This is a genomic window from Pseudarthrobacter sp. TAF60_1 (genome assembly GCF_052113505.1).
Taxonomy (GTDB): domain Bacteria; phylum Actinomycetota; class Actinomycetes; order Actinomycetales; family Micrococcaceae; genus Arthrobacter.
Genome location: NZ_JBFRDI010000002.1, coordinates 55,480 through 81,462 on the forward strand (window position 1 = coordinate 55,480; position 25,983 = coordinate 81,462).

At 65.8% G+C, this 25,983-nt stretch carries 26 protein-coding genes, 2 tRNA genes, 1 pseudogene and 1 riboswitch; of the genes and pseudogenes, 25 read left to right on the plus strand and 4 right to left on the minus strand.

Annotated elements, in window-relative coordinates; translation table 11 throughout:
- Positions 1-4 precede the first annotated feature (4 nt).
- Positions 5-102, plus strand: a riboswitch (TPP riboswitch).
- A gap of 93 nt (positions 103-195) precedes the next feature.
- The 12 genes from AB4Y73_RS02505 to AB4Y73_RS02560 all read left to right on the plus strand — a co-directional run bounded on the left by AB4Y73_RS02505 (position 196) and on the right by AB4Y73_RS02560 (position 10,125).
- Complete coding sequence (locus AB4Y73_RS02505; protein ID WP_441868592.1) at positions 196-1,767, plus strand: bifunctional hydroxymethylpyrimidine kinase/phosphomethylpyrimidine kinase; 1,572 nt, start codon at positions 196-198, stop codon at positions 1,765-1,767.
- 272 nt (positions 1,768-2,039) lie between these two features.
- Entirely contained in the window at positions 2,040-2,348 is a 309-nt protein-coding gene (gene rplU / locus AB4Y73_RS02510; protein WP_441868595.1) for a 50S ribosomal protein L21, read from the plus strand.
- A gap of 59 nt (positions 2,349-2,407) precedes the next feature.
- Entirely contained in the window at positions 2,408-2,671 is a 264-nt protein-coding gene (rpmA, locus tag AB4Y73_RS02515) for a 50S ribosomal protein L27 (RefSeq protein WP_009372867.1), read from the plus strand.
- A gap of 116 nt (positions 2,672-2,787) precedes the next feature.
- Positions 2,788-4,377, plus strand: coding sequence for a GTPase ObgE (gene obgE / locus AB4Y73_RS02520; RefSeq protein WP_441868046.1), 1,590 nt, complete (start codon positions 2,788-2,790; stop codon positions 4,375-4,377).
- Positions 4,367-5,518, plus strand: coding sequence for a glutamate 5-kinase (gene proB, locus AB4Y73_RS02525; RefSeq protein WP_441868048.1), 1,152 nt, complete (start codon positions 4,367-4,369; stop codon positions 5,516-5,518). Before obgE ends, proB begins: the two co-directional genes overlap by 11 nt.
- A 26-nt stretch (positions 5,519-5,544) precedes the next feature.
- Positions 5,545-6,921, plus strand: coding sequence for a glutamate-5-semialdehyde dehydrogenase (locus AB4Y73_RS02530; protein WP_441868050.1), 1,377 nt, complete (start codon positions 5,545-5,547; stop codon positions 6,919-6,921).
- Between the two features lie 79 nt (positions 6,922-7,000).
- A complete protein-coding gene (locus AB4Y73_RS02535) occupies positions 7,001-7,234 on the plus strand; it encodes a hypothetical protein (protein WP_441868052.1) in 234 nt (77 codons plus the stop codon).
- Positions 7,173-7,904, plus strand: a complete 732-nt coding sequence (gene nadD, locus AB4Y73_RS02540) for a nicotinate-nucleotide adenylyltransferase (RefSeq protein ID WP_441868054.1) — start codon at positions 7,173-7,175, stop codon at positions 7,902-7,904. Before AB4Y73_RS02535 ends, nadD begins: the two co-directional genes overlap by 62 nt.
- A 7-nt stretch (positions 7,905-7,911) precedes the next feature.
- A complete protein-coding gene (locus AB4Y73_RS02545; protein ID WP_441868056.1) occupies positions 7,912-9,183 on the plus strand; it encodes a hypothetical protein in 1,272 nt (423 codons plus the stop codon).
- Between the two features lie 45 nt (positions 9,184-9,228).
- Positions 9,229-9,630 carry a ribosome silencing factor gene (gene rsfS, locus AB4Y73_RS02550; protein ID WP_441868058.1) on the plus strand — a complete coding sequence of 134 codons (402 nt, stop codon included), beginning with the start codon at positions 9,229-9,231 and terminating at the stop codon, positions 9,628-9,630.
- Positions 9,631-9,728: 98 nt separating this feature from the next.
- A tRNA-Ala gene (locus tag AB4Y73_RS02555) sits at positions 9,729-9,801 on the plus strand.
- 248 nt (positions 9,802-10,049) lie between these two features.
- Positions 10,050-10,125: transfer RNA gene (locus AB4Y73_RS02560), tRNA-Ala, on the plus strand.
- 84 nt (positions 10,126-10,209) lie between these two features.
- Here AB4Y73_RS02560 and AB4Y73_RS02565 read toward each other — a convergent pair.
- A complete protein-coding gene (locus tag AB4Y73_RS02565) occupies positions 10,210-11,517 on the minus strand; it encodes a class I SAM-dependent methyltransferase (RefSeq protein ID WP_441868060.1) in 1,308 nt (435 codons plus the stop codon).
- 84 nt (positions 11,518-11,601) lie between these two features.
- Between AB4Y73_RS02565 and AB4Y73_RS02570 the strand changes: the two genes are divergently transcribed.
- The 4 genes from AB4Y73_RS02570 to AB4Y73_RS02585 all read left to right on the plus strand — a co-directional run bounded on the left by AB4Y73_RS02570 (position 11,602) and on the right by AB4Y73_RS02585 (position 15,607).
- Entirely contained in the window at positions 11,602-11,955 is a 354-nt protein-coding gene (locus AB4Y73_RS02570) for a zinc ribbon domain-containing protein YjdM (protein WP_441868062.1), read from the plus strand.
- Positions 11,956-11,974: 19 nt separating this feature from the next.
- Complete coding sequence (locus tag AB4Y73_RS02575; RefSeq protein ID WP_441868064.1) at positions 11,975-13,033, plus strand: NAD(P)-binding domain-containing protein; 1,059 nt, start codon at positions 11,975-11,977, stop codon at positions 13,031-13,033.
- A gap of 41 nt (positions 13,034-13,074) precedes the next feature.
- Complete coding sequence (locus AB4Y73_RS02580) at positions 13,075-14,247, plus strand: class I SAM-dependent methyltransferase (protein ID WP_441868066.1); 1,173 nt, start codon at positions 13,075-13,077, stop codon at positions 14,245-14,247.
- Positions 14,248-14,404: 157 nt separating this feature from the next.
- Positions 14,405-15,607, plus strand: a complete 1,203-nt coding sequence (locus AB4Y73_RS02585; protein WP_441868598.1) for an ROK family transcriptional regulator — start codon at positions 14,405-14,407, stop codon at positions 15,605-15,607.
- 24 nt (positions 15,608-15,631) lie between these two features.
- Here AB4Y73_RS02585 and AB4Y73_RS02590 read toward each other — a convergent pair.
- Together AB4Y73_RS02590 and AB4Y73_RS02595 are read right to left on the minus strand one after the other, a co-directional pair.
- A pseudogene (locus AB4Y73_RS02590) lies at positions 15,632-16,357 on the minus strand (integrase catalytic domain-containing protein); the annotation flags it as partial.
- Positions 16,358-16,529: 172 nt separating this feature from the next.
- Positions 16,530-16,865, minus strand: a complete 336-nt coding sequence (locus AB4Y73_RS02595) for a hypothetical protein (protein ID WP_441868068.1) — start codon at positions 16,863-16,865, stop codon at positions 16,530-16,532.
- Between the two features lie 217 nt (positions 16,866-17,082).
- Here AB4Y73_RS02595 and AB4Y73_RS02600 point away from each other — a divergent pair, with 217 nt between their 5' ends.
- The 3 genes from AB4Y73_RS02600 to AB4Y73_RS02610 are packed head-to-tail and all read left to right on the plus strand — an operon-like array spanning position 17,083 to position 20,231.
- Positions 17,083-18,435, plus strand: a complete 1,353-nt coding sequence (locus AB4Y73_RS02600; RefSeq protein ID WP_441868070.1) for an extracellular solute-binding protein — start codon at positions 17,083-17,085, stop codon at positions 18,433-18,435.
- A gap of 3 nt (positions 18,436-18,438) precedes the next feature.
- Entirely contained in the window at positions 18,439-19,350 is a 912-nt protein-coding gene (locus tag AB4Y73_RS02605) for a carbohydrate ABC transporter permease (protein ID WP_441868072.1), read from the plus strand.
- Positions 19,347-20,231 carry a carbohydrate ABC transporter permease gene (locus AB4Y73_RS02610; protein WP_441868074.1) on the plus strand — a complete coding sequence of 295 codons (885 nt, stop codon included), beginning with the start codon at positions 19,347-19,349 and terminating at the stop codon, positions 20,229-20,231. Before AB4Y73_RS02605 ends, AB4Y73_RS02610 begins: the two co-directional genes overlap by 4 nt.
- A gap of 19 nt (positions 20,232-20,250) precedes the next feature.
- Here the strand turns inward: AB4Y73_RS02610 and AB4Y73_RS02615 are convergent, their stop codons facing one another.
- Positions 20,251-20,448, minus strand: coding sequence for a hypothetical protein (locus AB4Y73_RS02615; protein WP_190988178.1), 198 nt, complete (start codon positions 20,446-20,448; stop codon positions 20,251-20,253).
- Positions 20,449-20,603: 155 nt separating this feature from the next.
- Between AB4Y73_RS02615 and AB4Y73_RS02620 the strand changes: the two genes are divergently transcribed.
- From AB4Y73_RS02620 to AB4Y73_RS02645, 6 genes are all read left to right on the plus strand, one after another.
- Positions 20,604-21,611: an AAA family ATPase gene (locus AB4Y73_RS02620; RefSeq protein ID WP_441868077.1), complete on the plus strand. Its 1,008-nt coding sequence runs from the start codon at positions 20,604-20,606 to the stop codon at positions 21,609-21,611.
- Positions 21,612-21,619: 8 nt separating this feature from the next.
- Entirely contained in the window at positions 21,620-22,504 is an 885-nt protein-coding gene (locus AB4Y73_RS02625; protein WP_441868079.1) for a DUF58 domain-containing protein, read from the plus strand.
- Positions 22,494-22,961 (plus strand): hypothetical protein, encoded by a 468-nt coding sequence (locus AB4Y73_RS02630; protein WP_441868081.1) that lies wholly within the window; start codon positions 22,494-22,496, stop codon positions 22,959-22,961. The genes AB4Y73_RS02625 and AB4Y73_RS02630 overlap by 11 nt, the downstream gene beginning before the upstream one ends.
- Entirely contained in the window at positions 22,961-23,947 is a 987-nt protein-coding gene (locus tag AB4Y73_RS02635) for a vWA domain-containing protein (RefSeq protein ID WP_441868083.1), read from the plus strand. The genes AB4Y73_RS02630 and AB4Y73_RS02635 overlap by 1 nt, the downstream gene beginning before the upstream one ends.
- Positions 23,944-25,050 carry a vWA domain-containing protein gene (locus tag AB4Y73_RS02640; RefSeq protein ID WP_441868085.1) on the plus strand — a complete coding sequence of 369 codons (1,107 nt, stop codon included), beginning with the start codon at positions 23,944-23,946 and terminating at the stop codon, positions 25,048-25,050. Before AB4Y73_RS02635 ends, AB4Y73_RS02640 begins: the two co-directional genes overlap by 4 nt.
- A 143-nt stretch (positions 25,051-25,193) precedes the next feature.
- Complete coding sequence (locus tag AB4Y73_RS02645) at positions 25,194-25,886, plus strand: hypothetical protein (RefSeq protein WP_441868087.1); 693 nt, start codon at positions 25,194-25,196, stop codon at positions 25,884-25,886.
- The last annotated feature ends 97 nt before the right edge of the window (positions 25,887-25,983 follow it).

Genomic DNA, 25,983 nt, shown 5'->3' on the forward strand with positions numbered 1-25,983 from the left:
GTGGATTACTGACACGGGGTGCCGCGCAAAGGGCCGGCTGAGATCCACACCCGTTGAACCTGTCCGGTTAGTACCGGCGAAGGGATGTCTCCTGTGGCTTCTACCTATGTCCTTCCTCCCGCAACCCCCGAAAACCCCGAAAACCCCGAAAACCCCGAAACTTCTGATACCCCGGAAAGCCCGGACGCTGCTTCAATGCGTGCTGCCCGGCGCCCCGCGCTCGGGTCATCGACTTCCGAGGCCGTACTGCGTGATACCCCCCGCGTTCTGTCCATCGCCGGATCGGATCCCTCCGGCGGGGCAGGTATACAGGCCGACCTCAAGAGCATTGCCGCCCTGGGTGGCTACGGCATGGCGGCCATCACCGCCCTGACCGTTCAGAACACCCGGGGTGTCCAGGATGTCCACGTGCCGCCTGCCGCCTTCCTGCGCCAGCAACTCGATGCAATCAGCGATGACATCATCATCGACGCCGTCAAGATCGGCATGCTGGGAAATGCAGAGGTGATTGACACGGTCCGCAGCTGGCTGGAGAAGGTGCGTCCCGCCGTCGTAGTTCTGGATCCCGTCATGGTGGCCACAAGCGGGGACCGGCTGCTGAAGGAATCGGCGGAAGCTGCACTGCTCGCCCTGCTGCCGCTCGCTGACCTGATTACCCCCAACCTCGCTGAGCTGGCCATCCTCGCGGACCAACCGCAGGCCCGCGATTGGGCCACCGCGCTGGAGCAGGGCAATCGCCTGGCCGCGGCTAGCGGCGCCACCATTCTGGTCAAGGGAGGCCATCTCGACGGCGGTGCGTGCCCGGATGCCCTCGTCAACGCCGCGGGGCTGCTCTCCGGGCCGGTGGTGGAAGTGGCCGGAGACCGGATTCCCACCCGCAACAGCCATGGCACCGGCTGCTCGCTTTCCTCTGCCATGGCCACGGCACAGGCCCGGCTGGGGGACTGGGAAGCGTCCCTGCGGCAGGTGAAGCCTTGGCTTGCCGGCGCGCTGCGGGCTTCGGGACTGCTGGAGGTTGGGGGCGGCAACGGTCCCATCCACCACTTCCACCATGTCCAGCAACGGCCGGCTATAGGGAAACCTGCCACCGGGGAACCCGTTGCCGAAGAATTCGTAGCCGGCGAGTTCGCCGGGACCCTCCGCCAGGCGGCGGCCCCCGATCTGGACGCCATCTACCGGCTCGACTTCATCCGCGGGCTGGCAGCCGGGACCCTGGGGGAGGACCAGTTCGCTTACTACCTCGCCCAGGATGCCATCTACCTCAACGGCTATTCACGTGCGCTTGCCCGAGCCAGTGCACTGGCTCCCACGGAAGCCGCCCAGCTGTTCTGGGCCAGGTCCGCCCAGCAGTGCCTCGAGGTTGAATCGGAACTGCACCGCACCTGGCTCAGCACACGCACGGTGGAGCACGTCCTGGGCGCGGTCACCAAGTCCTATGTGGACCACCTGCTGGCAGCCTCCGCCGCCGGCAGTTACGGAGTGCTGGTTGCGGCTCTTCTGCCGTGCTTCTGGCTCTACGCTGAAGTGGGCCAGACCCTACATGCCCAGTTCCTGGCCGCGGGAGCACCGGAAGAGCACCCGTATGCCGAGTGGCTCCGGACCTACGCTGACGAGGCCTTCGCGCAGGCAACGCGCGAAGCGATCGCCTTGGCCGACGAGGCAGGCAGCAAGGCGTCAGCGGACGAACAGGCCGCCATGCTCCAGGCGTTCAGGCACTCGTGCCGTTTCGAAGTGGATTTCTTCGACGCGCCGCGCCTGCATGCCTGAACCTCTGCGGTGGCTGGAGCCGGTACGATAGTCGGGCACGGTTTCGGATTGTCAGGACTGGGCCTCCTAGTGGGACCTATCACAGACAACCGGCCGTAACCAGCCTCATTTGCAGCCGAAGGCGAAATTAGCGTATTCTAGATCTTCGGTGCTTACGCCAACACTTGGGTTATGACCCCACGGCGTTGAGGCACAGCGGGAAACCCAGCCAGTTTTGGTTCCGGGCCCGCACGCAAATTTAGTTATAAACGTCGAGAGAAGTGAGTTCCCAAGTGGTGTACGCGATTGTCCGCGCAGGCGGCCGGCAAGAGAAGGTCTCCGTTGGAGACTTCGTTACCCTCAACCGCGTCGCCGGTGGAGCTGGCAGCACCATTGAGCTGCCTGCCCTGCTCGTGGTAGACGGTGACAAGGTCACCTCCGCAGCTGCGGACCTGGCCAAGGTAACTGTTACGGCTGAGATCCTCAACGACCTCCGTGGTCCGAAGATCGTCATCCAGAAGTTCAAGAACAAGACCGGTTACAAGAAGCGCCAGGGTCACCGTCAGGAACTGACCAAGGTCAAGATCACTGGTATCAAGTAACCTTCGTTACTGTTCAGGTTTTCAGCAGATTCCCCAGAATTTAGAGGCAGGCATTTCAAATGGCACATAAAAAAGGCGCGAGCTCCACTCGCAACGGTCGTGACTCCAACGCCCAGTACCTTGGCGTCAAGCGCTTCGGCGGCCAGGTAGTTTCCGCAGGCGAGATCATCGTCCGCCAGCGTGGCACCCACTTCCACCCGGGCGCCGGCGTTGGCCGCGGCGGCGACGACACCCTGTTCGCACTGACCCCGGGAGCCGTCGAATTCGGCACCCGCCGCGGTCGCCGCGTCGTCAACATCGTTGCTGCTGCAGCTGCAGAGTAACAAATAGTTCTGAAGCGGTGGAGCGGGCCATTTGGTCCGCTCCACTGTTCTTTTAACCGCATTACAATCGTCTTGGCGCCTGTGGGCGTCCAGAAAAAAGCACTGAGGAGATCCACGTGGCGAGCTTTGTAGACCGGGTAGTACTGCATGTATCCGGCGGTACCGGCGGCCACGGCTGTGTCTCCGTCCACCGCGAGAAGTTCAAGCCCCTGGGCGGTCCCGACGGCGGCAACGGCGGCGACGGCGGCGACGTCATCCTGCGCGTTGATCACCAGACCACCACCCTGCTGGACTACCACCACGCCCCGCACCGCCACGCCACCAACGGCGGCCCCGGAATGGGGGACTGGCGCGGCGGCAAGAGCGGCGAGACGCTCATCCTGCCCGTTCCCGACGGAACCGTGGTCAAGTCCAAGGACGGCACTGTCCTGGCGGACCTCGTGGGCGAAGGCGCCGAATTCATCGCGGCGGCCGGCGGCCAGGGTGGCCTGGGCAACGCATCGTTGTCCTCCCAGAAGCGCCGTGCCCCGGGCTTTGCGCTCCTGGGCATCGAAGGCGAGTCCAGCGACATTGTGCTGGAACTGAAGTCCATTGCAGACATCGCGCTGGTGGGGTTCCCGTCCGCCGGCAAGTCCAGCTTGATCGCAGCCATGTCTGCAGCGCGCCCCAAGATTGCCGATTACCCGTTCACCACGCTGATCCCCAACCTGGGTGTTGTCCAGGCAGGGGACGTCCGCTTTACCATCGCCGATGTCCCCGGCCTGATCGAGGGTGCCAGCGAGGGCAAGGGCCTTGGTCACCACTTCCTGCGGCACGTCGAGCGCTGCGCCGCCCTGGTGCACGTGCTGGACTGCGGCACGCTCGAGGCGGACCGGGACCCGCTGTCAGACCTGGCCATCATCGAAGCGGAACTGGAAAAGTACGCCGTTGACATGAGCTACGCCGGCACCGACGGAGAAGTGGTTCCGCTGAACCACCGTCCTCGCTTGGTCGCCCTGAACAAGGTGGACCTCCCGGACGGCAAGGACATGGCGGAATTCGTGCGCCCTGAGCTGGAATCACGCGGATACCGGGTCTTCGAAATTTCGGCCACCAGCCACGAGGGCCTCCGCCAGCTCGGCTTCGCCATGGCGGAGATCGTCCAGGCTGCCCGCGACACCCTCGCCTCCGCGCCGCCGAAGGTTCAGCCACCCGTCCTGAGGCCCCGCGCGGTCAACGAGGCCGGCTTCAAGATCCGCCGCGAAGAGAAGAACCTGGAGCCGCTGTTCCGTGTCCTCGGCGACAAGCCCGTGCGCTGGGTCAAGCAGACCGACTTCACCAATGAGGAAGCCATCGGCTACCTCGCTGACCGCCTTGCCAAGCTGGGCGTGGAAAACGAACTGTTCAAGCAGGGCGCCAAACCGGGCGACACCGTGGTGATCGGCGAGGACGACGGCGTCGTCTTCGACTGGGAGCCCACCATGATGGCCGGTGCGGAACTGCTCGCCTCGCCCCGCGGCACCGACGTCCGCTTCGCCGATATCGGCGACCGCCCCACCCGCGGCCAGAAGCGCGACGAGCAGCAGGAACGCAAGGACGCCAAGGCGGCCGCCCGCGCAGAACTCGAAGCCGAGCGCAAAGCCGGGATCTGGACCGAATCGGTCAGCAGCCGCCGGGTCGCCAAGCCGCTCAAGGAGAGTGGACTGGGCGCAGAAGATGACCAATAGCGCCGCCACCGCCGTGACGCAGCAGCGGACCGCCGACCGCAGTGTGCTTGCTGGAGCCCGCAGGATCGTCGTCAAAGTCGGTTCGTCGTCGCTGACCAGCATCAAAGGCGGCATCTCCGAGGAAGCGCTGACCGCGCTGGCGGACGCCCTGGCGGCCAAGCGCAACGCCGGCACCGAGATCATCCTGGTCTCCTCGGGTGCCATCGCGGCGGGCCTGGCACCACTGGGCCTCGTGAAGCGCCCCCGGGACCTGGCCACGCAGCAGGCGGCGGCCAGCGTGGGCCAGGGCCTGCTGATGGCCCGCTATACCCAGGCTTTCGGTGCCCACGGCGTGACCGTCAGCCAGGTGCTGCTCACCGCAGACGACCTCATGCGCCGCAGCCAGCACACCAACGCCTTCCGCGCCCTGGACCGGCTCGTCAACCTCGGCGTGGTGCCCGTTGTCAACGAAAACGACACCGTGGCCACGCACGAGATCCGTTTCGGAGACAATGACCGCCTGGCTGCGCTGGTGGCACACCTGGTGAGGGCTGACGCGCTGGTGCTGCTCTCCGACGTCGACTCCCTGTACGACGGTCCGCCCTCCCACGGGGCCAAACGGATTCCCCTGGTGGAAGGCCCGCGCGACCTCGACGGCGTCACCATCGGCAAGGCAGGCAAAGCCGGGGTGGGTACCGGCGGCATGACCACTAAAGTCGAAGCCGCTACGATCGCTGCCGGCTCCGGCATCCACGCCCTGGTCACATCCACCGCCAACGCAGCGGCAGCGCTGGCCGGTGAGGACGTGGGCACATGGTTCACGGCAAACGGCGCCCGCAAGCCCGTACGGCTGCTGTGGCTGGCGCACCTTGCCTCGGTCCAGGGACGGCTGATCCTCGACGACGGCGCGGTCAAGGCCGTACGCCACCGCCGCACCTCCTTGCTCCCCGCCGGCATCACCGCCGTCGACGGAGATTTTGAAGCGGGCGACGCCGTCGAAATGGTCAGCCTGGACGGCACCGTCATCGCCCGGGGGCTGGTCAACTACTCCGCGGCGGAACTGCCCCGGATGCTGGGCCGTTCCACGAAGGAACTGGGCAAGGCCCTGGGCCGCGGCTACGACCGTGAAGTTGTTCACGTTGATGACCTCGTGCTGGTCTGAGCCCCCAACTCGCCTAAACTTGGATCATGACTGAGGCACTGACCCACACCACTGCTGCGACTTCCGGAGCCAACGCGGGACTTTCCGCCGCGGCCAAGGCGCCGGAAGCGACATCGCCGGAGACTGCAGTGCCCCTTTCGCCGGAGGACGTCGAGGCCGCCGTCCACGCCATCGCCGACCGCTCCAGGCAGGCAGCCCGGCGGATGTCCCGGGCCAACCGGGCATGGAAGGACCGTGGCCTCCGCGCCATCGGGGCCGCTCTGCTGGAACGGAAGAGCGCCATCCTGGCCGCCAATGCCCAGGACGTGGCGGCAGGCAAAGCCAACGGGACTTCGGCTGCCATGCTGGACCGGCTTACGCTTACCGAAGCCCGAATCACCGGGCTGGTTGACGCCTTGGAAAATCTCGCCACCCTGCCGGATCCCGTGGGCAATGTGGTCCGAGGCCAGACCCTGCCCAACGGCCTCCGCCTCCGCCAGGTCAACGTGCCCATGGGCGTGGTGGCCGCCATCTACGAGGCCCGCCCCAACGTGACCGTTGACATCGCCGGCCTTGCGCTCAAGAGCGGAAACGCAGTCATCCTCCGCGGCGGCACTGCCGCAGCTGCCACGAACGAAGCCCTGGTCCAGGTGCTCCGCGACGCCCTGCATAGCGTGGGGCTGCCCTCCGACGCTGTTCAGACGGTGGACCAGTACGGGCGGGAGGGAGCCAACGCGCTGATGCGGGCGCGCGGCCGCGTGGACGTCCTGATTCCCCGCGGTGGCCGGGACCTGATCCAGTCCGTTGTGTTGAACGCCGCCGTCCCGGTCATCGAAACCGGTGAAGGCAACGTCCACATTTTCATCGACGAATCCGCCAGTGAAGAGATGGCGGTGGATATCCTGCTGAACGCGAAGACCCAGCGGCCCAGCGTCTGCAACACAGTGGAAACGCTGCTGGTCCACTCCCGCTCCACCGTGCTGCCGGCCGTGGCCGCCGCCCTGCGCGACGCCGGAGTTACCCTCCACGCGGACGATCGCATCCGTGCCGCCCTGCCTGCTTCCATTGAGTCCACGCCGGCCACGGATGAGGACTGGGGAACCGAGTACATGGACCTCGACCTCGCCGTGGCCATGGTGGACAGCCTGGACGAGGCCGTGAAGCATATCCGCACCTGGTCCACAGGCCATACCGAAGCGATCCTCACGAACAACCTCGCCAATGCGGAGCGGTTCATTGCGGAGATCGACTCGGCGGCAGTCATTGTCAACGCGTCCACCCGGTTTACCGACGGCGGCGAGCTGGGCCTGGGTGCCGAGGTGGGCATCTCCACCCAGAAGCTGCACGCCCGCGGACCGATGGGCCTCACCGAGCTCACAACCACGAAATGGATTGTGCAGGGCGAGGGCCAAGTCCGCGGCTAGCAACGCGGTAACATAGACAGAAGACCGGAACGGCGGGGAAAGATCCGCTGCCCACATCCTTGAAAACCTAGGGGAGAAAATGCTGCTCCAGCAGATCGCCATGACCGTTGCCGCCGCCGCTGAACATGAGGAAGCAGCGCCGCTGATTGCGCCGCCGTTTGTTATCGGCGGCACCATGTTCGTGATCCTGCTGGCGCTGATGTTTGTCACGCTGTCCTACTCCAACCTGGGCAACCGTCACGCCGCAACGGATGAGCACGCCGATCCGCACCGTCAGCACCCCAACAAGCACGACCACGGCCAAGGCCACTGACATTTCCCGTGTTCTGCACCGTGAAGGTGCGCAAGGACGGCTGCGCCTGGGCGTGATGGGCGGGACATTTGATCCCATCCATCACGGCCACTTGGTGGCAGCCAGTGAAGTGGCCGCCAAGTTCGGCTTGGACGAAGTGGTCTTTGTCCCCACCGGGCAGCCGTGGCAAAAAACGCATAAGCAGGTCAGCAAGCCTGAGCATCGCTACCTCATGACGGTGATCGCCACGGCGTCCAATCCGCGCTTCACCGTGAGCCGGGTGGACATCGACAGGCCTGGCCCCACGTATACGATTGACACTTTGCGTGACCTGCGGACGCAGCGCCCGGATGCGGATCTGTTCTTTATCACCGGCGCGGATGCACTGGCGCAGATCCTGTCCTGGAAGGACATTGATGAGTTGTGGTCACTGGCTCATTTCGTCGGCGTCACCCGGCCGGGGCATGTGCTCGATGGCATGGGCCGGAAGGATGTCAGCCTGCTGGAGGTGCCGGCCATGGCCATTTCCTCCACGGATTGCAGGACCAGGGTCGCAGCGAACAATCCTGTCTGGTACCTGGTGCCGGACGGGGTAGTGCAATACATCGCCAAATACGGACTGTACGCCGAGGGCCTACCTTCCGAAGCTGCGCGAATTACCGAAACAGACGAGCCAGTAAGTACTGAATGAGTTCTCAATGAGTCAGGAACAGCCCCCCGTCCGCAGCCGCCGCGACCTTCGGCAGGCCAGAGATGAGAAGACGGCTCCCGGGTCCACAGGCCCGGGCCAGGTTTCGCCTGCCTCGAAACAACGCCGCGCAGCCGATGCGCCGGTGGATTCAGTCCCGGAACAGACCCAGGCCCAGCGGTCATCGCAGATCCGGGCCCGGGACCGCGCAGCCTTGCGCACCATCAAGGAACTTGAAGAAAAAGAAGGACAGCTCTCGGCCGGCGGTCCTCCCACCCGCCGGCAGTTGAGGCTTCAGCAGCTCAAGGAACAGGCCGTCACCTCGGCCAACCCCATCATCGCCGCCCCCATGGGCAAGCCGCTTCCTGCTGCTCCCGGCTCTCCGGCCGGCGCCAAGCCCGAACCCGCGGCTCCCCGTCCGGCATCAGTACCCGGCACATCCGCACCCGCACCATCCGCACCCGCACTCGGCGGGGGAGCGGGCCTTCCGGACGGCATGAGCGTGGAGCAGGCCCTTGCGGCCCGCGCCCTCATTGCCGAGCAGGCCAAGAACCAGCTCGCCAAAATGGAGCACATCGCCTCCCTCGACCCCGAGGCCGTGGATCCGGACATCCTCGCGGAACAGATCGCCCTCGCAGAGCGCGCTGCCGTCCTTAACCGCCGGGCGATGGCCAAGCAGAAACTGGCCGAGCAGGCGCTGGCGCCCACCGCGCAGAGCGTGCCGGCGCAAGGACAGCACGGGCACGGCGCACCTACGCACGCCGTACCGTCGCCTGGTCAGTCAGGCCCGGCCACCGCCGACAACCTCGCCATGGTCACGCCGCTTGAATACGTCAAGGTTCCGGGTGTTGACCGGCCTGTCATGAAACCGCCGGCAACCACTTACGTACCGGTCCAGACCCAGCCCGGGGCCAAGGTCCGGGGCAAGAGCCGCCGTCCATCCGCCGCATCCCGGCAGGCTGCCGGGGCGCCGGCCCCGGGGGTATCGTCAGGCCGCTCCCGGGTCATAGCCCGGGCCGAAGCCGCCGCCCGTGCAGCTGCCGAACCCAAGCGCCTAGTTCCGGTTGTGCCGGAGGATCCGGCGGGGGAGACGGAGGGTCTTTTCGAGGACCTGCACCGCGTTCCTGCCCGCTCGGCCCATGGCCTTGAGCCGCTGGACGCGGCGACGGCAGGGCTGGCCCGCGCAAAGCGGCTCAGGCTCATGCAGGTCCTCGTCCTGGTTTTCGGGATTGTGGCCCTCATTTCCGGCGTCATCCTCATCGCCACCGGCCTCTCCCGCTGACCGGCTGCGCCTCTTACAAAGCTTTAGAAAACTACAAGGAGTCCCGTGACTGCATCAGATTCATCCATCGCCATTGCCCGCCACGCCGCCAAGGCCGCCGCGGACAAGATCGCCCATGACATCGTGGCGCTCGACGTCAGCGAACGCCTTGCCCTGGCGGATGTCTTCCTTATCGCATCCGCACCAAGCGAACGCCAGGTCAACGCCATCGTGGACGGCATTGAAGAAGAACTTTCCAAGCAGGATCTCCGTCCGGTCCGCCGCGAAGGCCGCGCCGGCGGACGCTGGGTACTGCTCGACTACTCGGATATCGTCATCCACGTCCAGCATGAAGAAGACCGCGTTTTTTACGCCTTGGAGCGCCTCTGGAAGGACTGCCCCGTCGTCGACCTGCAGCTTGCTGAGGACGTAACTGCCAAGGCATCTGCCGCTTCAGAAACCGAATAAGCGGCCCCGCCTGCCCGAATATGCCCGATTTGGAATTTTCGGAAACGCTGGTCTAAGATATTTGAGTTGCTCCGGAGATCACGGAGTAACGAAGGTCCGGGGCTGTGGCGCAGCTGGTAGCGCACCTGCATGGCATGCAGGGGGTCAGGGGTTCGAGTCCCCTCAGCTCCACCGGATAGTCCGCCGGAATCGAAAGATTCCGGCGGACTTTTTCTTGTCCCCGCCGTTCCCCCTCGAATGGTCATTTCCCCTCGGCGTCCGCGGGGGATATGTCCTATCGGCGGGGAGTTCTCCACATCACATGCCGCCGGCAGCCCCGGCAGACCGGCAACCGGCTCCCGATTGGCGCACAGCCGGGATTTCCATTAAGCTAATCAGGTTGCTTCGAGAGGCCTGAACGGTTTGGAGAGCATCGGTTTGGGGCTGTGGCGCAGCTGGTAGCGCACCTGCATGGCATGCAGGGGGTCAGGGGTTCGAGTCCCCTCAGCTCCACCAAACCGGACAATGTCCACGGAAGAGAGCCACCCGGCCGGGTGGCTCTCTTCGTTTAAGCGCTTACTTGCCTGCGTTGCGCAGCACCTAAACCCAGCCGGTCCGGCGCAGCGGCGGCTGGTCTCCGCCGGCGCGCTGGACAAGGATCTGGTTTACCCCCGTCAGGCCTGTTTCAAAGCCGAGGGCGCTTGAGGCCATGTACAGCCGCCAGATCCGGGCCCGTCCCAAGCTGGTGAGGGCAACCGCTTCCTCCCAGCTGGTCTCCAGCCGGCGAACCCACGCCCGCAGGGTCAGGGCGTAATGCCGGCGCAGGGCCTCAACGTCAAGGACTTCGAACCCGCCACCCTCCAGGGCAGTGACCATCTCGCCGAGGCTGAGCATTTCGCCGTCCGGGAAGACATAGCGTGGAATGAAGGAGTCAGGGTCCGGCTCCGTGGGCCCGGCATTCCAGGAGATGGCGTGGTTGAGCAGCCGGCCGCCCGGACGGAGCAGGCCGTGCAGCACCTCCACATAGTGCGGCGTCTGTTCCCGGCCAACATGCTCGGACATGCCGATGGAACTGATCGCGTCAAAGGGGCCGTCGTGGATATCCCGATAATCCTGCACCCGGATGTCGATTTTTTCGGTCAGGCCTGCCTCGGCGGCCCGTTTGCGCGCAAGCACAGCCTGCTCCGAGGAAAGGGTGACACCCACCACCGTGACGCCGTAGTTCTGGGCAGCGTGCAGGGCAAAGCTGCCCCAGCCGCAGCCCACATCCAGCACCCTCATGCCGGGTTTGAGCCCGAGCTTCCGGCAGACCAAGTCCAGCTTGGCCTTCTGCGCACCGTCCAGTCCGGCAGGAAGGCCATCGGTGTCCGCAGAGGAGGCCTCACCCCACACTGCGCACGAGTAAACCATGGACGCCCCCAGCACCAGGGCGTAAAAGTCATTGCCGACGTCGTAATGGTGCGAGATTGCCGCCGCATCCCGCTGCCGCGTGTGAAGCCGGCCCTTCCGGGTGACCCGGGCCTCTTCCGGCGGCGGGGCAGGGTTGGGACCCACCGCCCCCAGCCGGACGGCCGCACCCAGAAGCGTCGCCAACTGGCGGGGCGTCAGCGGCCGGAAGGGGCCGGGTTCGGAAAACTTGCCTACCGAGCTCAGGGCCGTGAAGGCGGCGAAGATGTCGCCGGGAGCGTCGATGTCCCCGGCCACGTACGCACGGCTCAGGCCGAGTTGTCCGGGGGACCACAGAATCCGCCGCAGCGCCCGGCGGGACCTGAACTCGAGCACCGGAGCCTCGGGCGGCCCCGCCTCCGAACCATCCCATGCACGCAACCTGAGCGGTATCTCATCGGTACCAAGGACGATGCCCAGCGCTTTTGCCAGCAGCGGAGCTGCCCGGTTGTCTGTTGCCATGGTGGGTGCCTTTCTTCAGGTATGGCCCAACAGTACGACGGCGGCGGGCGCCTGTCAGCGCAGCGGCCCGATTATCATGGGGGAGTGAATGAGACTCTGCCGCCGTGTCCCGAATGTTCCAGTGCCTACACCTATGAGATGGGTGCGCTCCTGGTGTGCCCCGAGTGCGGACACGAGTGGACGGCGGAATCAGCCCCTGAGGCCGAGGAAGCCGGCCCGCGGGTCATCAAGGATGCGGTGGGCAACGTCCTGGCGGACGGCGACACCGTGACGGTGGTCAAGGACCTGAAAATCAAGGGCAGCTCGAGCGTCATCAAGGTGGGCACCAAAGTCCGCGGGATCAGGCTCATGGACGGCGTGGGCGATCACGACATCGACTGCAAAGTGGACGGCGTGGGCCCCATGCAGTTGAAATCCTCCGTGGTGAAGAAGGTCTAGCGGAACCCTGCCAGCAGCCATGGAAAACGGAACCGCCGGCGTTGTGGTCATCGGTGCGGGGCAGGCGGGGCTTTCCGCCGCCTACAACCTGAAACGGCGTGGGGTGGCATACATGATCCTCGACGCCGAGCAAGGCCCGGGGGGTGCATGGCGGCACCGCTGGAAAAGCCTCATCATGGAAACGGTCAACGGCATCAGCGACCTTCCCGGAATCGCCAAGCCCGACGTGGACCCGGCCGAACCCAGTTCAGAGTTCCTGAGCAGGTACTTCGACGCCTACGAACGTGAACTCGGTATCGAGGTCCTGCGCCCCGTCAAGGTCACTTCCGTTGCCAGGGAAGACACGGATCCGGCTGGCAGGCTGCGCATCAGCTCTGACCGGGGCGACTGGTCAGCCAAAGCGGTCATTAACGCCACGGGTACCTGGACCAGGCCGTTTTGGCCCATCTACCCTGGCCGCTCCACGTTCCTGGGCCGGCAGCTGCATGTGGCCGATTACGTCTCTGCAGAAGAATTCCGCGGCAAGCACGTCATCGTGGTGGGCGGCGGGATTTCCGCCGTCGGCCTGCTGGATGAGATTTCACAGGCCACCACCACCAGCTGGTTCACCCGGCGCGAGCCCGAATGGCGTGACGCCACCTTCGACGCCCGGGCCGGGCACGACGCCGTCGCCCTCGTCGAAGAACGCGTCCGGCGAGGCCTGCCGCCCCAAAGCGTCGTGGCCGTGACCGGCCTGATCTGGACGCCAGCCCTGCGGGCTGCAGAAAAGCGGGGCGCGCTGCAGAGGCAGCCCATGTTCAGTTCCATCGAGCCCGACGGCGTCCGGCTCACCGATGGCAGCCTCCTCCGGGCGGACGTGATCCTGTGGGCCACCGGCTTCCGGGCGGAGCTCGAACACCTCGCGCCGCTCCGCCTCCGGGGTCCCGGCGGCGGGATCGCCATGGACGGAACCCAGGTGGCAGCCGAACCGCGCGTTCACCTGGTGGGCTACGGCCCGTCGTCGTCCACCATCGGCGCGAACCGCGCCGGCAGGGCGGCCGTGTCGGCCATCCTGAAATTACCGGCGTTTCAGCAGTGACATCCCAACCACCCCGCACACTCCCGGACGGCAGGAACCACGTGGCAGAAAACAGCCTTGAGGGCATCTTCGGCATGCTCAGGCGGTACCCGGATATCGAGGCACCCAACCTGCAGGCCTGGGATGCCACGGACAAGCTCCTGCTCGAAGCTGCGGCCAGCCGGGTTGATCCCGACGGCAGCCTGGCAATAATCGGTGACCGCTATGGTGCCCTCACGTTGGGGGCTTTAGCCTCCCTGGGTATGCGGCGGGTCCGCGTCCACGAGGATCTCATCACGGGAGAGCGTGCCCTGCGGAACAACGCAACCGCCCTGGGGCTGGCAGGCTACGAACAGCTGCCGCTGGGGGAGCAGTTGCTTGCCGGTGCCGGGACAGTGCTGCTGCAGTTGCCCAGGACCCTGGCGGAACTCGAAGAAATCGCCGAAACCGTGGCCCGGCACGCAGCCCCGGACGTTGTGCTCATCGCCGGCGGCCGGATCAAGCACATGTCACGGGGGATGAACGCCGTCCTGGAGCGCCACTTCCACACCGTCCAGCCCCAGCTGGCACGGCAGAAGTCCCGGCTCATCATCGCCAGCGGTGCCAGGCGGGCCCCTGCGGATACAGTCACGGAGGAAACAGCCGCACACACCCCCCAATCCGGCGTCGGACGCCCCGCATTCGAGCACCTGGCCGAGCTGGACCTCGACGTTGCCGCGCACGGCGCCGTTTTCGCCGGCACCAAGCTGGACATCGGCACCAGGTTTCTGCTGACTTTCCTGCCGGAGATGCCCGCGGCCCGGCATGCGGTCGACCTCGGTTGCGGCACCGGGATCCTCGCTGCCATGTATGCCCGGCAGAATCCCGGAAGCCACGTTACGGCCACGGACCGCTCGGCCGCTGCTGTCGCTTCGGCCGAAGCCACGGCCCGGGCCAACGGCCTCGCGGACCGGATCACCGCGCTGCAGGATGACGCCATGAGCACGCTGCCCGCGGCGTGTGCCGACCTGGTTCTGCTGAATCCGCCGTTCCATCTGGGCGCCAGCGTACATGCGGGGGCCGGCATCAAGCTGTTCGAAGCGGCAGCCAAGGTGCTTACCCCGGGCGGTCAGCTGTGGACAGTGTTCAACCGGCACCTGCAATATCTCCCTGCACTGGAGCGGCTGGTCGGCCCCACCACGGTCCGGGGCAACAACCCGAAATTCACGGTGGCGGTCAGCACCAAGCGGGCCTAGCCATCCGGCCGCGCCGTGGGCCGCCTAAGGCTCTGGGCGTGCGTCAGGCGGTAACGTACCATTCAGACATCATGAGTACCCGCCGCAAACCCTAGGGGAGACCGTGTCAGAAATACGCCAGCCCTCGGCTCCACGGCGCGGGACCAATCTGCCGCGCATGGGCGACTTCAACCTCACGGTGATCCTCGATGCCATCCGCCGGTCCTCCGGGGGCCTGAGCCGCGTTGAACTCGCCCAAATCGTAGGCCTCTCGCCGCAGACCATCTCCAATATTTCGCGCCGGCTGCTGGACCAGCACCTGATTGTCGAAGCCGGAAAAGAAGGCAGCGGTCCGGGCAAACCGCGCACTATGCTCCGGCTCAACCCGGCCGGGATGTATGCCGTGGGCGTCCACCTGGACCCCGCCGTGACCACCTTTGTGGTCCTTGACCTTGTCGGTGCAGTGGTGCAGCATGCCCGCATCAAAACTCCCGGTGGGAACGATCCTGCCGCCGTGATCGCCACCATGGCCACCGAAATCGGGCAGTTGGTTGCAGAATCTGGCGTGGACGCGACCAAAATCGCGGGCCTGGGCCTGGCTGCCCCCGGCCCGATCGATTTGGACAACGGCACAGTGGTTGACCCGCCGCTGCTCCCGGGCTGGGACCGGGTTGAACTCCGGGACGCACTGGCCAAGGCCACCGGGTACTCCGTGCTGGTGGACAAGGACGTGACGAGTGCCGCCGTCGCAGAAACCTGGGCCGGCGGCCCCAGCGGCGCAGGGAGCTTCGTGTTTATGTACATGGGCACCGGCATCGGCTGCGGGATTGTGCTCAACGATGAAGTGGTACGGGGAACGTCCGGGAACGCCGGCGAAATCGGCCACATCGTGGTGGATCCGGACGGCCCGGCCTGTGACTGCGGCCTGCGGGGTTGCGTGAAGTCCTCTGTTATTCCGAAGGTGCTGGTGGCGGAAGCCGCCGCTGCCGGGATTCTGGACGGCTCCGCGAACCACAACAGCGGCGCCGAGGTGCAGCAGAGCTTCGCACAACTGTGCGACCTCGCCGACGCCGGAGATGAGAAAGCGCTGGCCATCATCGACAAATCCGCAGTCCTCGTGGCCCGGGCTGTCTCGGTGGTCACCAACACGCTCGATGTGGAAAGGGTGGTGTTCGGCGGCCCGTTCTGGAGCCGGATCGCGGACCGCTACCTCGAGAAAATCCCGGCGCTGGTCGATTCCAACAGTGCGGCACGCCTGATCCATACGATCGAGGTCGTGGGCACCGGAGTGGGTGAGGATGTCGGCGCCGTTGGAGCCGCCTGCCTGGTCTTGGAGCACACCCTGGCGCCCCGGGCACAGCGGTTGCTCCTGGAGGTCTAGCCGCGGCGCCCGTAACGACTCATGTCAAGATGCTCGCGAAAGTGTTGTGCGTGCCTCATCTATTTCTGCTCGCGTGGATGATGCTTCCAGGGCCCGTGTTTTGGCGGCGGCGAGAGCGATGAGTTGGGTCTGAATTTTGGTGATGCCGCGGGTGAGTTCGGCCGGGTTGGTGGTCTCCATCAGGTCGGCGAGTTCGGCGGCTTTGGCTTCGGTGAGGATTCCGGAGTCGATGACCCGGTGGTACGGGGTCCGTGGCTTGTCGTAGATGCGGGTCTTCTTTCCGTGTTTGTTCGAGCGCCAGCCGACGGCTTTGGTGGTGGCGGTGAACAGGTTCAGCCGGATTCGGACGAGGGCGTAGAGAGCGTTGAGGAGCTTGAGTTCCGCGGCGGTGTCGTAGCGGTAATGGAAGGCGTGCCGGCGGACCACGTCACCGTTTTTCTGCTCGACGTGGGCGTTGTCGTTGGACTTATACGGCCGGGAGCGGGTGAAGTAGATGTCTTTGTCACCGGCCCAGGCGATCAGGGCATAGTTGATGAATTCCCCGCCGTTGTCGGTGTCCAGACCGACCAGCGGGAACGGCAGCCGCGCCACGACCTCATCCATCGCTGCGAGCACCCATTTGTGCGCCCCGTTGCGGACCGCGACGTTCTCGGTCCAGCCGGTGAACACGTCCGTGGCGGTCAGGGTCCTGGCGAATTCCCCGGCCAGGGTGGGGCCGCAGTGGACGACCATGTCCGCTTCGATAAACCCAGGTGCCTGTTCGTGCTCGTCCCGGCTTTGCGGACCGTGATCGAGTTCCGCAGCAGCGGCCCGGCTTTGGTCGCGGGCAGGCCCTTGGGTTTGGCTGCGTCCTTGGTGGGTTTGAGGAGCCGGTCGATCGTGGCCCCGGAGACCGTCAGTAACTGCGCCCGGACCGCCGGGGTCAGTCTGTTCGCGTCCAGTTCTCCGAAGGCTTCCAGCTTGGGCACCACAGGTCCATCGTCGCCGCTAAATACTTGCCTGAGGGCATCCCGGCAAGCCGCCACACACTGATCAGGACCTTCAAGGTGTCATAGCCGTAGGTCCGTCCCCGCGGCTTCCGCGTTACCGATTTCGCCGGGCCTTTACGCTTCCGCGCGGTGGACAGTGCCCGGCGCGCGTTGGCCCTGGACCACCCCGTAATCGCGATCAACTCGTCCAGGATCAGCCCCTTGGCGTTCTTCGACGACTTCGCGTAATCGGCGGCGTACTTCTTCGTGATTTCCCTACGCGTTGCCATCGACAGGTCCATCCCTCATCGTCACCGCCGTGCCCGAAGCGGCCCGTGATTTCGCGAGCGTTTCTCAAATGAGGCATGCACCCCGTTTCGCGAGCACTATAGGTGAGTCTCGTCGGCGCCTTGCCTGAGGCGGGAGCCCCATCTAGCATGTGGATATCGCCGCGGCTGGGGGCCCGCAGTTCAAAAGGGACGGCAGCCATTGATTGAATGGAGCACCATGCGTCCTTGGCCCTTTATAGTCACGTCACTGACTGCCGCTGCGGCCCTTGTGCTGACGGCATGTTCACCCGCCGCGCCACAAACGGAAGCCAAAACCCTCAAGGTGGTCTACCAGAAGACGGACTCCTTCAGCGCACTGGACAGCCTGTTCCAGTCGGCCAAGCAGGAATTCGAAGCCGCGAACCAGGGCGTCACCGTTGCCCTGGAACCTATCCAGGCGAACGACGACGACTACGGAACCAAACTTGCCTTGGCGCTCCGGTCGTCCTCCACAGCTCCGGACGTTTTCTACGAGGACACGTTCAAGGTGCAGTCCGACGTCGACGCCGGCTATCTCCTCAAACTCGACAGCCACCTCGAGGGGTGGAAGGACTGGGAGAAGTTTGAGGACGGCGCCAAGGCGGCGGGGCTGGGGGACGACGGCGGGACGTACGCGGTCCCGCTGGGCACCGACACCCGGGCCATCTGGTACAACAAGAAAGTCCTTTCAGCCGCTGGCGTCAACGTCCCCTGGGAGCCGCACACCTGGCAGGACATCCTGGACACGGCCCGGAAAATCAAAGCCAGCAACCCCGCTGTGGTGCCGTTCAATATGTACGCCGGCAAGGCCACCGGTGAAGGCACCGTGATGCAGAGCTTCTACGAGCTGCTGTACGGAACCGGGGCCGAACTGTACGACGCAGATGCCAAGAAGTGGGTGCTGGGTTCCAAAGGATTCACCGACTCGCTCGCCTTCCTCAAGACCCTCTACGACGAAAAGCTGGCTGTCTCCCCGGCCGAAGCCCTTGATGCCAACGTGTGGAAGAAAGTCTTCGGGGAATGGCTCCCGCAGGGCAAGATGGCTGCCACGGTGGAAGGTTCCTATACGCCTTCCTTCTGGCAGAAGGGTGGCAGCTACGAATGGCCGGAGTACGGCCAGGACATGGGCGTGACGGCTTTCCCCACGCAGAACGGCCAAGCGCCTGGCGGAGTCAGCATGTCAGGCGGGTGGACGCTGGCGGTCGGGGCTGGGACCAAGGACCCCAAGCTGGCGTTCGATTTCCTCGCCACCGCCTTGAACCAGAAAAACTCCCTGGCCTTCGACATCGCAAGCTCCCAGATAGCCGTGCGGAAAGACGTCGCCGCTGATGCCGCGTACCAGGGGGCCAACCCGTTTGTGAAGGACGTGTCCAAGCTTGTGTCCGTGACGCACTACCGCCCGGCAACGGCCGACTACCCGCGGATCTCGGCGGCAGTCCAGGAGGCAACTGAGGCTGTGATCACCGGGGCAAAATCCCCTGAGCAGGCCGCCGCCGCGTACGACACGGCGGTGAAGGGCATCGTTGGTGACGCCAAAACCGTCGTGAAGTAGCTTGTGGCAACTACGACTTCCCAGCTGCGACGCCCCCTAGGCCGTCCGCTGCTCCGGCGGCGGGTGCGGCTGCTCCCGGTACTCCCGGCCGTGCTGCTCCTGCTGGTCTTCCTGGCCGGCCCCGTGCTGTGGGCCTTCCACGCCTCGTTCACCAACGCCGCCCTGACCGGCCGCAACGCCCGCAGTCCCGGCTGGATAGGGCTCGAGAACTATCAGCGCCTCTTCACCGATCCAGTCCTGCCCCTGTCCCTTGCCCTGACCGTCATCTTCGTCGCAGGCTCCGCCATCGTGGGCCAGAACCTGCTGGGACTGGCCATTGCCATCCTGATGAGGCGGGCGCGCCGGCCGGTGGCCGCCGTGGTCGGAACGGCGGTGGTGGCGGCCTGGGTGTTGCCGGAGATCGTGGCGGCGTTTGCCGCGTACGCGTACTTCAGCCGCGACGGGACGCTCAACCGGATACTGGGCGGTCTGGGCCTCGGCCAGCCCGACTGGCTGTATTCCTTCCCGATGGTGGCCATCATGCTCGCCAACATCTGGCGCGGCACGGCCTTCTCCATGCTGGTGTACCGCGCGGCCCTGGATGATGTTCCCGGTGAGGTCACTGAGGCCGCCCTGATGGACGGCGCCAGCGGATGGCAGCGGCTGGCCTACGTGACCATCCCCATGATCCGCGGCAGCATCACCACCAACCTCATGCTCATCACCCTCCAGACACTGGCTGTCTTCACCCTCATCTGGGTCATGACGGCGGGCGGGCCAGCCAATGCCAGCACCACACTGCCCGTGCTGGCGTACCAGGAGGCATTCAAGTTCGGTGACATCGGCTACGGAACGGCTGTGGCGTCCGTCCTGATCCTGATCGGCCTGGTTTTCGGCGCGGTCTACGTCCGGCTCCTACGGGAGTCCAAGCCATGACGACGCCGGTGCGTCGCAGCGCGGGGACCGGGCAGCGGATTGGAGGGGGTACGGTGTCGCGGGCGCAGCAGCGTGCCCGCCTTCCCGCAGACGCTGCCCTCATCCTGATTGGAGCCTGTTTTGTCCTGCCGCTGCTATGGCTGGTGCTGGCCTCCGTTGATGCCACCGCCGGACATGAGGCCAAGCTCCCGGGCGAGGTATCCCTGACCAACTTTGCCGCGATCATGACACCCGGGCTGCTGTTCCAGCCACTGTGGAACAGTATGGTCCTCTCTGCCGGGACCGCCGTGGTCAACCTGGCCGCAGCGGTCTTGGCCGCCTACCCGCTTTCCCGGTACCAGTCCCGGTTCAACCGGCGGTTCATGTATACGATCCTGTTCGGGACGTGCCTGCCGATCACCGCCATCATGGTCCCTGTCTATGGCCTGTTTGTGCAGCTTGACCTGTTGGATTCCATGCCCGCAACGATCTTCTTCATGGCAACCACCACGCTGCCGATGGCCATCTGGATGACGAAGAACTTTATGGACGCCGTGCCGGTATCGCTGGAAGAGGCAGCCTGGGTGGATGGCGCCTCCGCGCTGATGGCACTCCGGACCATCGTGCTGCCGTTGATGCGGCAGGGGCTGGGCGTGGTGTTCATTTTTGTGTTCATCCAGGCCTGGGGGAACTTCTTTGTTCCCTTCGTGCTTCTCCTGTCCGAAGCACGGCAGCCCGCGGCAGTTTCGATTTTCAGCTTCTTCGGACAGCACGGGGCAGTGGCCTATGGCCAGCTGGCCGCTTTCTCTATCCTGTACTCAGTGCCGGTCCTGGCCCTCTACGTCATTGTGGCCAGGGGTGCCGGCAACTCCTTCGCCCTGTCAGGTGCAGTCAAGGGCTAGACCTGCCCGGCCGAAGCAGTCAGTCGATGTCTTCGATGACGGTCCCGAACGGGATTGAATCGTCCAGATGTGCCTGGTGTCCATGGGGCAGGTTGAGCACCCGCACGCCGTGGGACTGATCCGCCGCTGACTGCATCAGGATGGGCCGCACAGTGTTGATGAAACTCTCGCTTTTTCCTGCGAGATACTCCTGGTAGCTGGCTGGTAGCTGGATCATTTCAACAGGATAGACCGGACGGACCCGCAATGGGGAGGGGTGCCCATTGCAGCTATTTGCGCAGGTGGCTTGGATAGGATGGCGGGCGGAGAGCCGCCGTCCGGCTACACCAGCAGTCCACAGTCACCAGGCACCAGCCATCAGGGGGAAATCCGTTGCTTCAGACCAGTGCGCCCGCACGAATCGACCCGGCGGAACTGGCCCGTGCACAGCAGGTGGCGGCGAACATTTCCCGCAGCTTCGATGCCAAAGTGGTGGGCCAGGCACGGCTTCGTGAGTCTTTGCTGGTGGGCCTCCTGACCGGGGGTCACATCCTCTTGGAAAGCGTTCCAGGGCTGGCGAAGACCACCGCCGCCCAGACCGTGGCCGAGGCTGTCAGTGCGGAGTTCCGGAGGATCCAGTGCACCCCTGACCTGCTGCCGAGCGACATCGTGGGAACGCAGATCTACGACGCCGCCAAGGGCACCTTCATCACGCAACTGGGCCCCGTGCACGCCAACATCGTCCTGCTTGACGAGATCAACCGCTCCAGCGCCAAGACCCAAAGCGCCATGCTCGAAGCGATGCAGGAACGCCAGACCTCCATCGGTGGGCGCGAGTACAAACTGCCCTCGCCGTTCCTGGTGCTTGCCACCCAGAACCCGATCGAGCAGGAGGGCACGTACCAGCTGCCGGAGGCGCAGATGGACCGCTTTATGCTCAAGGACGTGCTGGATTATCCGTCGCCCGCCGAGGAATCGGAGATCCTCCGCCGGATTGATGCCGGGATCTTCACCGCCGAGCAGAAACCTGCCGCGGCTGCTTCCCTGGACGCCGTGTTGGGAGTGCAGGAGCTGGTGCGCCGGATCTACATCGACCCCGCCATCATCAACTACATTGTGGGCCTGGTATTTGTCACCCGCAACGCCGGGCAGTACATTGACCGCCGGCTTGCCGGGTTCATCGAATTCGGCGCCAGCCCCCGCGCCAGCATTGCCTTTAGCCAGGCTGCCCGGGCCGTGGCGCTCCTCAACGGCAGGGACCACGTGATCCCGGAGGACGTGAAGGCACTCGCCCACCGTGTCCTGCGGCACCGCCTCATCCTGGGTTTCGACGCCGTTGCGGAGCAGGTGCCGGTGGAGACGGTCATCGACGCCATCGTGGCTTCCGTCCAGACGCCCTGAGCCCGGCAGTGACCAGCCTCCTCCGGCGCGTGAAGTCGAAGATGGCCATCTTCGCCCACCGCAAAGCCCGCGGCATGCTTGACGGCGAATACGGTTCAGTTTTCCGGGGCCGCAGCCTCGACTTTGACGACCTCCGCGCCTACGTCGCCGGCGACGACGTCCGCGACATCGACTGGAAGGCTTCCGCCCGGCACGGGTCACCGCTCATCAAGCGGTATGTTGCCGGGCGGCGGCAGACCGTCCTGCTGGTGACAGATACCGGCCGGAACATGGCGGCCGACGCCCGCGATGGCGAACCCAAGAAGGACATCGCCGTGATGGCCCTCGGTGTGGTGGGCTACCTCGCGCAACGGCACGGTGACGTGGTGGGCCTGGTCTGCGGGGACGGTCTGGGAACGCGCTCCATTCCGGCCAAGGCCGGCGAGGCGCACCTTGAACGTCTCCTGCGGGAGATCGATTCGGCCACAACCTTGGACTCCGGTCCGAGCCGGATCGAGACGCAGCTGGACCATGTGGCCCGCACGGTCAAGGGCCGGTTCCTGCTTTTCGTCGTGGCGGATGAACTCGCCGCAGGCAAGGAGATCGAACAGCTTCTGCGCCGGTTGCGTGCCCAGCATGAAATCCTCTGGCTCACCGTCCGCGACGCGGATCTCGCGGGGGAAGGCCGCACTGACCTGGACGCGTTCAGCGTGGCTGACTCCGCGGCGCTGATGGGGCACCTGGCCGCATCCCCGGCCATCCGCGAAGCGTACACACAGATGGCGGGGGAGCGGGATGCCGGCAGGGAGGCCATGTTCCGCCGCGCCGGCATCACGGAGGGCCACGTGACCGGCAGCAGCACGGTGATGACGGAATTGTTCGCGCTCCTCGAGAGGCACCGGCGTGCGGGCTGATCCCGGCCTGATCGGGCCGCTTCAGTACAGCCCGGGCTGGATGTGGGCGGGCCTTGCCCTCCTCGCACTGGTCCTGGGCTGGTACTGCTTCGTGTTCCTCAGTACCCGCCAGCGGTGGCCGGTGCTTCCTGCCCGGTTCACCGCGCCGCCGGACCTTCATGACCTCAAGGAGGCCTACCTGCAGCGGATTGACGCCGTGGTTGCCGACGTCGACGCCGGGTTGCTGACGGCCCGCCAATCGCACCAGGAATTGAGCCTGTTGGTGCGCAGGTTTGCCCGGGACGTTAGCGGCGTGGACGCGCCCAGGATGACCCTGGCGGAGCTGCACGGGCACCCGCTTCCCGGCATCGCCGAGGCGGTCCGCAGCATCTATCCCGGCGAATTCGGGATGGAGCCGCTGCCGCCGGTTCGGCAATCGGCCGAGACGGCCCGGCAGGCCGTGTGGCAATGGAACTGATGTTCTGGTGGTTGATCCCGCCCGCGCTGCTCCTGGCGGCCGTGGCATTCTGGCGCGCCTTCCGCCCACATCCGCAGGCAAACGCACGACGCCGGCCGGTGGCCCATGCGGACCGCCTCACCGCGCTGCCCGAATACCAGGCCGCCCTCCGGCGCCACCGCCGCTGGCTCGCCGTGGCGGCGGTCGCGGCCGGGACCCTGCTGGTGTCACTGGTTGCCGCAGCTGCACGCCCGGCCGAGCTGACTACCATCCGGCCGGAGCAGCGGAACCGGGACATCATGCTGTGCCTGGACAGTTCCGGCTCCATGAGCAGCGCCGACGCTGCTGTGGTTGAGATCTTCGGCACCCTGGCGAAGGAGTTCGACGGCGAAAGGATCGGCCTCACCATCTTCGATAGCAGCGCAGTCCAGGTCTTTCCGCTGACTGACGACTACGAGTACGTGCAGGAACAGCTCAAGCGGGCCAAGGCCGCTTTCGACGGCGACCCGGGGAGTGCGGGCTTCCTGGACGGCACCTGGAGCGGCCGGGGGTCCTCGCTGATCGGCGACGGCCTGGCGTCCTGCGTCAATGGTTTCCCGCCTGCCGGCGCCGGCACAGCCAAGCAGCGCTCGCGTTCGGTTGTGCTGGCGACGGACAACTACCTCTCCGGTGATCCGATCTTCACCCTCGAACAGGCGGGCACCTTGGCGCAGGAGCGTGGTGTCCGGGTGTACGCGCTGAATCCCGGTGACTTCGACTACGGCCCCGGGCCCGGGCAGCCCGGTGCCAGGCTGCGCGCAACGGCCGAAGCCAGCGGCGGGGCGTATTACCCGTTGGACAGCCCGGATGCCGTGGCGGACATCGTTCGCAGGGTGCAAGACACGGAAGCTGCCGCGATACAGGGCGCACCGCGCGCCGTGGTTTCGGACGTGCCCGACGTGCCACTGACGGTGGCACTCATCTCCGGGCTGGTTCTGGCAGGCGCGTCCTGGCGGCTGAGGCCATGACCCTGCAACCTGTCCTTCCCTGCTGGCTCATGGCTGCAGTCATCGCTTCCGTTGGGCTGTTTCTGGCCTGGCGGCTGGTTCTGGCCTGGCGGCTGGTCCAGGCTTCACGGGATCGCGGCGCCGGCAGCCGGAGCGTCGGCAGCAGCAGCGCTGGCAGCCAGTTACGTGAGTGGCTGTTCCGGAGCGCCCTGGTGCTGCTGCTCCTGGCCGCTGCCCTCAGACCGGGGATTGCCGGCGGCAACGCCCACGCCGCCACGGCGGACGTCAACGTCTTCTTTGTGGTGGACACCAGCAGCAGCATTGTGGCCGAAGACTACGGCAACCACTCACCACGGCTGGACGGTGTCCGCCAAGACATTATGGCCATCGCCGGCGAACTGGCCGGAGCCCGCTTCTCCCTCCTGACGTTCGATAGCAACGCCGTCGTCCGGATGCCGCTCACCACGGACACCTCCGCGCTGGACACGGCCGTCGCGGTCCTGCAGCCGCAGGTGACAGCCTTTTCCAAGGGAAGCAGCGTGACGTCCGCTGCCAAACTGCTGGCAGAGCGTCTGCGGTCCGCGCGTGACAGCCACCCCGAACGGCCCCGGCTGGTCTACTACCTGGGCGACGGGGAACAGACCAGCGGCGCGGCGCCGGAGGCCGTCAAGGTCGACGGCGGCCTCGTCAGCGGGGGAGCCGTGCTGGGATACGGCACACCGGAAGGCGGCCGGATGAAGGCGAACACCGGGCCGCGTTCCGGCGGCGAAACCGGGACCGACTACATCCAGGACCGCACCTCAGGAAGCGGCAGGGACGCACTGTCCGTCATCGATGAAGGGAGGCTGGAGTGGATCGCCGGACAGTTGGGGGTCCCCTATGTCCACCGTTCGGCGGGGGATGCCGTGGCACCGATGATGCGGGCGGCGGACCCCGGCAAGCTCGAACGGGCACCGGAGGGCGCCGGCCTTGACGGCCGCGTTGAGCTTTACTGGATCTTCGCCCTGGGAGCGTTCCTGCTGGGCCTGCGGGAAGCTGTTTTGCTGCTGCGCCACTGGCGGCAGCTCCCGGCTGCACGGTTGAGGCCGGACGCAGGCCGGCCCCTGGCGGAGGCACGGAAATGAACCACCCGGCAAAGGCACCTTTGAGCGTCCCGGCCCTGTGTTTGCCGTCCTTAAGTGACCAGTCCTCAAATAACCAGTCCTCAAATAACCGGTCCTCGGGTGACAGGGTGCAGCGCCGCCGTCGTCTACTCTGGTGGTCCTTCGTGCCGGTCCTGCTCATCCTCTGCCTGGCCGCCAAGCTGCTTAGTGTGGGTGTGCTCGGCGGGAATGCAGGCAGGGCTTTCGACACCGGCGACTCCCGCGCATTGACGGACGCCGCGGCCTGGCTGCGCATCGCCAATTTCGCCGAGCCGCACAAGGCGCCTTTCGCGGAGGGCGACGGTCTATTCCTCGCCGGGGACTACGCTGGCGCCCGCGGCAGCTTCGAGGAGGCACAGTCGGTGGCGGGCCCGGCTGACGAATGCGTCATCCGGGTCAATCTGGTGCTCAGCATCGAACGGCTCGGTGATGCGAAGGCCATTGCGGGGGACCCGACGGCGGCGGGCCGGCTTTTCGCCGAAGGCCTGGCGGTTGTGAAGGCAGCCCCGAAGGGATGCTTAGACGCCACTGCCGAGGGCGGCTCCGGCGGCACCGACGCTGCGGCGGCGGCGGTCAAGCTAAAGCAGGCGGCGGAACGGCTGACGCGGAAAGGTGAAGAAGCTGCAGGCACCGCCGCCCGCGAACCGAGAAGCAAACCCGCGGAGTCCAGCCAACCGCCTGATCCGGGGAAACAGAGCCAGCTCGACCAGCTCAAGGACAGCAGCCGCCAGGCCCAAAGCGAGCGGAACTCCGGGCAGGAGCGGGACGAATACCTCCGGGACGACGAGTTCCGTACCGGGGCCGACAGGCCGTGGTAGGCGAAGAATATTCTGTACCGTCACGAAACAAGGCGTAAAGCTGCGTCTTAATTCGGGAACGAACTTGAACCGGGGACCGCCGCCTCCTAGAGTTCTA

Coding starts and splice junctions, on each gene's coding strand:
- AB4Y73_RS02610 (WP_441868074.1), top strand. CDS start 19,347: ATGACGACGCCGGTGCGTCGCAGCGCGGGGACCGGGCAGCGGATTGGA.
- nadD (WP_441868054.1), top strand. CDS start 7,173: ATGAGCACGCCGATCCGCACCGTCAGCACCCCAACAAGCACGACCACG.
- AB4Y73_RS02565 (WP_441868060.1), bottom strand. CDS start 11,517: ATGGCAACAGACAACCGGGCAGCTCCGCTGCTGGCAAAAGCGCTGGGC.
- AB4Y73_RS02615 (WP_190988178.1), bottom strand. CDS start 20,448: ATGATCCAGCTACCAGCCAGCTACCAGGAGTATCTCGCAGGAAAAAGC.
- AB4Y73_RS02640 (WP_441868085.1), top strand. CDS start 23,944: ATGACCCTGCAACCTGTCCTTCCCTGCTGGCTCATGGCTGCAGTCATC.
- AB4Y73_RS02635 (WP_441868083.1), top strand. CDS start 22,961: ATGTTCTGGTGGTTGATCCCGCCCGCGCTGCTCCTGGCGGCCGTGGCA.
- proB (WP_441868048.1), top strand. CDS start 4,367: ATGACCAATAGCGCCGCCACCGCCGTGACGCAGCAGCGGACCGCCGAC.
- rpmA (WP_009372867.1), top strand. CDS start 2,408: ATGGCACATAAAAAAGGCGCGAGCTCCACTCGCAACGGTCGTGACTCC.
- AB4Y73_RS02585 (WP_441868598.1), top strand. CDS start 14,405: ATGGGCGACTTCAACCTCACGGTGATCCTCGATGCCATCCGCCGGTCC.
- AB4Y73_RS02530 (WP_441868050.1), top strand. CDS start 5,545: ATGACTGAGGCACTGACCCACACCACTGCTGCGACTTCCGGAGCCAAC.
- AB4Y73_RS02575 (WP_441868064.1), top strand. CDS start 11,975: ATGGAAAACGGAACCGCCGGCGTTGTGGTCATCGGTGCGGGGCAGGCG.
- AB4Y73_RS02595 (WP_441868068.1), bottom strand. CDS start 16,865: ATGGCAACGCGTAGGGAAATCACGAAGAAGTACGCCGCCGATTACGCG.
- AB4Y73_RS02535 (WP_441868052.1), top strand. CDS start 7,001: ATGCTGCTCCAGCAGATCGCCATGACCGTTGCCGCCGCCGCTGAACAT.
- AB4Y73_RS02545 (WP_441868056.1), top strand. CDS start 7,912: ATGAGTCAGGAACAGCCCCCCGTCCGCAGCCGCCGCGACCTTCGGCAG.
- AB4Y73_RS02505 (WP_441868592.1), top strand. CDS start 196: ATGCGTGCTGCCCGGCGCCCCGCGCTCGGGTCATCGACTTCCGAGGCC.
- AB4Y73_RS02600 (WP_441868070.1), top strand. CDS start 17,083: ATGCGTCCTTGGCCCTTTATAGTCACGTCACTGACTGCCGCTGCGGCC.